The following is a 7,096-nucleotide window of genomic DNA, read 5'->3' on the forward strand; positions in this document are numbered from 1 at the left end:
CCGAACGCGTTCCGTTACCTTTTATATTCGTTGCGATGACGGCCGATCGACACCGCGCCCCTCCGTGGTGCGCAACACCAGGCCGCCGCCCCTATTTCGCCAGCTGGCGAAGGACATACTGCAAGATTCCGCCGTGCTCGAAGTACTTGCCCTCCGTGGGCGTGTCCACGCGAACCGTAGCCTTGAAGGCGATCTCGGTCCCGTCGGCCTTCTTCGCCGTCACGTCCACTACGCGCGGTTCGGGCAGGCCCTTCGAGAAGTCCACGGCGCCGACCGTGTACTGCTCGGAGCCGTCCAGGCCCAGGCTCTCGGCGCTTTCGCCCTCTTCGAACTGCAGCGGCATCACGCCCATGCCGATAAGGTTCGAGCGATGAATGCGCTCGAAGCTCTCCGCGAACGCCGCACGGATGCCCAACAGCATGGGGCCCTTCGCCGCCCAGTCGCGCGAGCTGCCGCTTCCGTACATCTTGCCGGCCACCACGACCAGCGGAACCTCGGCCTGCTCATAGTCCATTGCCGCATCGAACAGCGGGGTGATCTCATCCTTCAGGAAGTCGCGCGTCCAACCGCCCTTCTTGCCTTCCGCCAGCTTGTTGGACAGCTTCACGTTGGCGAACGTTCCGCGCATCATAACCTCGTGGTTGCCGCGACGAGCGCCGTAGGTGTTGAAGTCCGCCGGAACGACGTCGCGCTCCTCCAGGTACTTCGCCGCCGGGGAATCCAGCGCGATGCTGCCCGCGGGCGAGATGTGGTCGGTGGTGATGAAGTCGCCCAGGAAGGCCAGCGCACGCGCATCCTTGATGGGCTCGGCCGGCGCAGGCTGCGCGCCCATGCCATCGAAGTACGGCGCGCGGCGCACATACGTGGAGGCCTCGTCCCATGCGAACGTGTCGGACGGCTCGCTGCCAAGCTGCTGCCAGGCGGCGTCACCGTCGTACAGGCCGCGCGAACCCTCTTCGAAGAGCTCCTTCGTGGCGAAACGCTCCAGCAGGTCGGCAACCTCGGCATCGGTCGGCCAGATGTCGGCCAACTTCACCGGCGTGCCGTCGGCGCGCTCGCCGAGCACGGCGTTGGGCAGGTCCACATCCATGGTGCCCGCCAGCGAATAGGCGATCACCGTTGCCGGAGCGCCCAGATAGTTCTGCGACACGTCGGGCGAGATGCGGCCCTCGAAGTTACGGTTACCCGAAAGCACGCTGGCAAGCTCCAGGTTGTCGGCGATGTCGTGCAGCGCCGGCAGAACGGGGCCGGAGTTGCCGATGCAGCTCATGCAACCGAAACCGCACGTGTAAAAGCCCAGGTCGCGCAGGCCATCCATCAGGCCGGCATGCTCAAGCAACAGCTCGGTGGCATGGCTGCCCGGAGCCAGGATGCACTTCACCCACGGCTTGGGCTTCAACCCCGCCTCGGCGGCCTTCTTGGCAACCAGGCCCGCCGTTAGCATCATGGAGGGGTCGGTGGCGGTGGTGCAGCTGGTCACCGCGGCGATGGCAAGCGCGCCATGGCCCAGCTCGCATGCCTGGCCGTTCACGTCGACCGTTTCCTTCTTGCCCAGGTCAAGGCCGCGATCGGCGCAAATCTCATGGAAGCGTTCCTGTGCCTGCTCGAGGAAGATGCGGTCATGCGGGCGCGACGGGCCGGCGATGCTGCGCTTCACGCTGCCCAGATCCAGCTCGACCACGTCGGCGTACACGCGCTCGGGCGCCTGCGGGTCGTTCCAGAAGCCCTGCGCCTTCGCATACCGCTCGACCAGCGCAACCTGCTGCTCGCTGCGACCGGTCAGGCGCAGGTACGCCAGCGTCTGGTCGTCGACGGGGAACAGCGTGCAGGTGCTGCCGTATTCCGGAGTCATGTTGGAGATGCACGTGCGCTGGGTGGCGTTCAGGCTGTCCAGACCGGGGCCGAAGCACTCGACGAAGCAGCCGACCACGCCCTTCTCGCGCAGCATCTTCGCGAACGTCAACGCCACGTCCATGGCCGCAACGCCCTCGGACAGCTTGCCCGTCAGGCGCACGCCCACGACCTTGGGAACCAGCGTGGTGATCGGCTGGCCCAGCGCCGCCGCCTCGGCCTCGATACCGCCGACGCCCCAGCCCAGCACGCCGATGCCGTTGGCGGTAGGCGTGTGGCTGTCGGTGCCCACCAAGGTGTCGAAGTACACCGTGGGGTTCTCCCCTTCCGGCGTTTCCACACCGGCCGCGGTGGAGGTCATGGCAACCTGCGCGAACTGCTCGATGTTCAGCTGGTGGCAGATGCCCGCTCCCGGCGGGACGATACGCACATTCTGGAACGACTTCTGCGCCCACTTCAGGAAGTTGTATCGCTCGCCGTTGCGCTGGAACTCCAACTCCATGTTTTTCTCCATGGCGCAGGAGCAGCCCGCCACATCGGCGATGACCGAGTGGTCGATGACCAGATCGCAAGGAATCTGCGGGTTGATCTTTGCGGGATCACCGCCCAGATTCGCGCACGCCTCGCGCATGACGGCGAAGTCGACGAACACCGGCACGCCCGTGAAATCCTGGAACAGCACGCGCGCGGGGCTGAACTCCACCTCGCTGCCGATCTCGCCGGCACAGCCGGCCTCGACCACGCGCTTGGCCAGGTCGGAAGCCGCCTCCGGGCTCTCTGCGTTGCGCAGCACGTTCTCAAGCAGAACCTTCAACGCATACGGGAGCTTCTCGGAGCCCTCAACCTGCTCAACCGGATAATAGGTGTAAGCCGCATCACCCACGGACAGGGTAGCGGCGAACTTCTCGTTCTTCATATCGTCCCCTCTTGGTGCGTGTTGCACCCTGATATCGATCTTGCTGAGCATGATTCACGGCAGCCGCGCGTCGGCTCAACCTACCTGAAAATCGTTAGCAGCCCGCAGCCGCACGCATCGACGGGAGCCAACCTGGCGATCAACCCCAACCACTGGTAGCTCCTCCCGTCTCAAACCCGCTAGCGGGAGCGAGCGCCGACCGGCATCCCGCTTCTCACAGATTACCGGCCGGCAATTACCGCACGATTACGCCTGAGCCTTGATGGCGGCGATGAGCGCCTCGGTGAACTCGGTGCAGCTTGCGGCGGGAGCGCTGCTGCCGGTGGCCTTGCGGATGTCGCCCGTTAACACGGAGCCGTCAGCGTACACGGCGCGCACGCCGCGGCGGATGCGCTCGGCGATCTCCAGCTCCCCAAGATGATCGAGCATCATGGCCGCGGACATGATTTCCGCGGTGGGGTTGGCCTTGTTCTGACCAGCGATGTCGGGAGCGGAGCCGTGCACGGCTTCGAACACAGCGTATTCCTTGCCGATGTTCGCACCCGGGGCGATGCCCAAGCCGCCGACCAGGCCCGCAGCCAGGTCGCTGGCAATATCGCCGTACAGGTTGGGGAACACCACCACATCGAACTGCGCCGGGTCGATGACCATGTTCATGCAGAAGGCGTCGATGATGCGGTCATCGAATTCAACACGACCCTCGTATTCCTTGGCCACCTCGCGCGCCGTACGCAGGAACAGGCCGTCGGAGTACTTCATGATGTTGGCCTTATGGGCCGCAGTGACCTTTTTGCGGCCATGCTTCAGCGCATATTCGAAGGCATAGCGCACGATGTTCTGGGTAGCCGTGATGGAGATGGGCTTGATGGAAATGCCGGAATCGGGACGGATAACGCCCGCGCCCTCGTCCTCGCAGAATTTGATGAGCTTCGAGGCAGCCTCGGAGCCTTCCTCAAATTCCACACCTGCATACAGGTCCTCGGAGTTTTCACGGACGATGACCAGATCAACGTCGTCATAACGGCCGCCGGCACCGGGCATGGAAAGCACCGGACGCAGGCACACGTACAAATCGAGCGTTTTGCGGAGCGCAACGTTGACGCTGCGGAAACCGGTTCCAACGGGAGTGGTGCACGGGCCCTTGATGGCAACCTTGTTACGCTTCACCACCTCGATGGTCTCATCAGGCAACGGAGTGCCCGTTTTCTCGGCGCATGCTGCACCGGCCTCAGCGACTTCCCAGATGATGTCCGCACCTGCGGCTTCCACGACCTGCTGCATTGCAGCAGACGTTTCCAAGCCGATGCCGTCACCCGGAATCAAGGTTACAGTATGCTGTGCCATTGCCACTCCTTCTGTCCTGCGCCGCAGCGCATACGGGTTGAAAGAAACAGGCTGCACCGCAACGCGGCACAGCCCGAGGATCCAAGCTTATTGGCCTTGAACGTTGTCAATAATGGTTTGCGCCTTGCGCTTCAAGGCACCTTTGCCATTATGCGCATCAAACGACATACGTTCAACAAGTGCTTCCTTAACGTGCTCCGAAAGCTTGCCAGTGGCGAACTCCGCAACAGCGTTCAGCATGTCGTTGAACTCGACATCGCCGTGATAGCACTGGATAGCCTCGTCGATCAGCGGCCAGACATTCTCGCTACGCTTTTCGGTGGTGGCGCCATACGCGCAGAAGAAGCGCATAGCCGCCAAGCGGACGAAACCGTTTTCCTCATCGAACAATGCGTTCTCGGCACCGGCAAGCGCCTTGTCGGTGCAGCGCGATTCAACGGGAACGAGCGCGGTAAGCGCATCCAGGCTTTCCCAGCGAGTTTGAGCCTCAGGACGATTCAGGGCATCGATCAGATCCGATGCATGGGGCACAAGCAGCTCAGGGCTAACCTTCGCGATAAAAGCCAGCGATCCTGCAGCATTCTGCCGATTACGACGCGAAGAGTCGCCCAGCTGCGTGACTAATCGTTTGAACTTATCCTCGTTCGTAAGCGCCTCACGCGCCACGAACTCGATGACATCCATGCTTCCAGCCATGTAAAAATCCTCCATACCACCTAGTATTTTCCAAGGTCATTATACCTTTTTGCAATTACAAGCCCGGTATTCAGCGCAGAATTAACACGGCGGTAAACTGGGTTTTACGGGGTTTTGCGGCGAAGGTCTCGTGCCGGCAAGACCCTTTGAATCCGTAGAGGGATTTGATCACTTACCCCAGAATGGACTCGCACCTTAAAACCCGATCGAGAAGAGAAGCAACGCGCCGCGCCCTGCGCCCCACAAACCGAGCGCGGCAAACCGCCCCGCCGTCAAGCAAACAGGATTTCGCGCTCCTCGAAGGAAACGAAACCCGATGCCGCAGCAACAACCAACGTCAATAATGGCAGATCGCATTTGAGCAATTTGCCACCTCGATTGAATACCCTACGCACTCACGTTCGCGATACCCGCCAACACTCGATTCGCAGCGCGCATCGCATTGGCAGGAATCCAACCCTAAACAGAATCAATCAAACATGTTTACAAGCTCAATGCACAAGCAAAGCTCAGCAAAACACCGCATCGGGCGCCTTCAACCACATCGCACTTTAAAGCGCTCAGACCCTATGAAGAAAAAACGGCTAGGGCCGAAAGCCCTAGCCGTTCGTTCAAATAATCACGGGGCACTTTACGAAAACCATTTAGAGAGGTGCCCGCGATTAATCCGAAAAGCTATTCGAAGCAGCAATGCCACCCAAGAGCAGCCATCGCCCAGAAAAGATGCTACGCACGCAGGTCAACGCCCAGCTCGGCCTTCACCAGGTCGAACGCCGCGTCGATGGCCTTGTCCATGTCGTAGTACTTGTACCCGCCCAGGCGGCCGGCGAACACCACGTCGCCCTCCTGCTCGGCGAGCTGCTCGTACTGCGCGTACAGCGCGGAGTTGCGCTCGTCGTTGATGGGATAGTACGGCTCGTCGCCGGGCTTCCAGTCGGCCGGATACTCGCGCGTGATCACGCTGACCGGCGAGGTCTGCGACTCGAAGTGCTTGTGCTCGATGATGCGCGTCCAGGGCACCTCGCGCTCGGTGTAGTTGACCACCGCGTTGCCCTGCCAGTTCTCGCACTCCACGACCTCTGACTCGAAGCGCAGGCTCCGGTACTCCAGCGTGCCGAGCTTGAAGTCGAAGTACTCGTCGATGGGGCCGCAGTAGATGGTGCGGTCGGCGATGCCCGGGTTCTGCTCGCGGAACTCGCGGTACTCGGTGGACAGCAGGATCTCGACGTCGCCGAACATGCGCTCGACCATGGCGGTGTAGCCGCCCATGGGGATGCCCTGCCAGCGGTCGTTGAAGTAGTTGTTGTCGTAGGTCAGGCGCACGGGAAGGCGCTTGATGATGCTCGGCGGCAGCTCGGTGCAGCTGCGGCCCCACTGCTTCTCGGTGTAGCCCTTGATCAGCTTCTCGAACACGTCGCGGCCGATCAGCGACAGCGCCTGCTCCTCGAGGTTCTTCGGCTCGCCCTCGCCGATGAGGTCTGCGGCCTCGGCCTTCTGGCGCTCGATGATCTCGACGGCCTCGGCCGGGGTGCGGATGCCCCACATCTTCGAGAACGTGTTCATGTTGAACGGCAGGTTGTAAAGCTCGTCCTTGTAGACGGCGACGGGGCTGTTCACGTAGTTGTTGAACTCTGCGAAGCGGTTGACGTAGTCCCACACCGGTCGCAGGGAGGTGTGGAAGATGTGCGCGCCGTAGCGGTGCACGTTGATGCCCTGCACGTCCTCGGTGTAGATGTTGCCGGCGATATGATCGCGGCGGTCGATGACGAGGCAGGTCTTGCCGAGCTTGGCGGCCTCGTGGCAGAACACCGCCGAGGAGATGCCGGCGCCGACAACCAGGAAATCATAATGGGACAGCTTCATGCGTTTCCCCTTTGAGCTAAATACCGAACAGTAGTTGTCCCTATGGTACCAAATACAAGAAACGCCCCGGCAAGACCAGGGCTGATTACACGGAGCGCATACAGCGCACGAACATGGCGCGAACAAGAGTTGGAACAGAAAGCCGCATAAACCGAGGAGGGAATCTGTGGATGCGGAAGCGCTACTCAGCCCGCAGCTACTCGCAAGATACCACAGCAATCGCCAAGCCGATACGGCCGCCTCGAAAACACCCCCAGCCGCAGAGATGATACACACGAAAACCTTCGTATTTCGCTTGGCTCCTGCAACGCGCCTGCGCAACTATCCCGGTCGAACCAACCCCGATGCACTGGGCCGATGCAGCCCGGCGAGCCTCTCGATGCCATACCCGGCAACGCGGCGAGCGCCCTCCGGCGCGCCGTTGCG

The 7,096-nt window shown here is 61.8% G+C and carries 4 protein-coding genes; all 4 read right to left on the reverse strand.

The window, feature by feature from the left end:
* Positions 1-91: 91 nt before the first annotated feature.
* Positions 92-2,767 (reverse strand): aconitate hydratase AcnA, encoded by a 2,676-nt coding sequence (acnA, locus tag Q0D52_RS06785; RefSeq protein WP_294381210.1) that lies wholly within the window; start codon positions 2,765-2,767, stop codon positions 92-94.
* A gap of 246 nt (positions 2,768-3,013) precedes the next feature.
* Positions 3,014-4,111: an isocitrate/isopropylmalate dehydrogenase family protein gene (locus tag Q0D52_RS06790; RefSeq protein ID WP_294381212.1), complete on the reverse strand. Its 1,098-nt coding sequence runs from the start codon at positions 4,109-4,111 to the stop codon at positions 3,014-3,016.
* 87 nt (positions 4,112-4,198) lie between these two features.
* On the reverse strand, positions 4,199-4,807 hold the full coding sequence (locus tag Q0D52_RS06795; RefSeq protein WP_294361691.1) for a hypothetical protein: 609 nt from the start codon (positions 4,805-4,807) through the stop codon (positions 4,199-4,201).
* A 726-nt stretch (positions 4,808-5,533) separates the two neighbouring features.
* The gene (gene glf / locus Q0D52_RS06800) at positions 5,534-6,670 is read right to left on the reverse strand and encodes a UDP-galactopyranose mutase (RefSeq protein WP_294381213.1); all 1,137 of its coding nucleotides are present in this window, start codon (positions 6,668-6,670) and stop codon (positions 5,534-5,536) included.
* Positions 6,671-7,096: the final 426 nt, after the last annotated feature.

Source organism: uncultured Senegalimassilia sp., from assembly GCF_934630535.1.
Lineage (GTDB): Bacteria > Actinomycetota > Coriobacteriia > Coriobacteriales > Eggerthellaceae > Senegalimassilia.

Coding starts and splice junctions, on each gene's coding strand:
- Q0D52_RS06795 (WP_294361691.1), bottom strand. CDS start 4,807: ATGGCTGGAAGCATGGATGTCATCGAGTTCGTGGCGCGTGAGGCGCTT.
- acnA (WP_294381210.1), bottom strand. CDS start 2,767: ATGAAGAACGAGAAGTTCGCCGCTACCCTGTCCGTGGGTGATGCGGCT.
- glf (WP_294381213.1), bottom strand. CDS start 6,670: ATGAAGCTGTCCCATTATGATTTCCTGGTTGTCGGCGCCGGCATCTCC.
- Q0D52_RS06790 (WP_294381212.1), bottom strand. CDS start 4,111: ATGGCACAGCATACTGTAACCTTGATTCCGGGTGACGGCATCGGCTTG.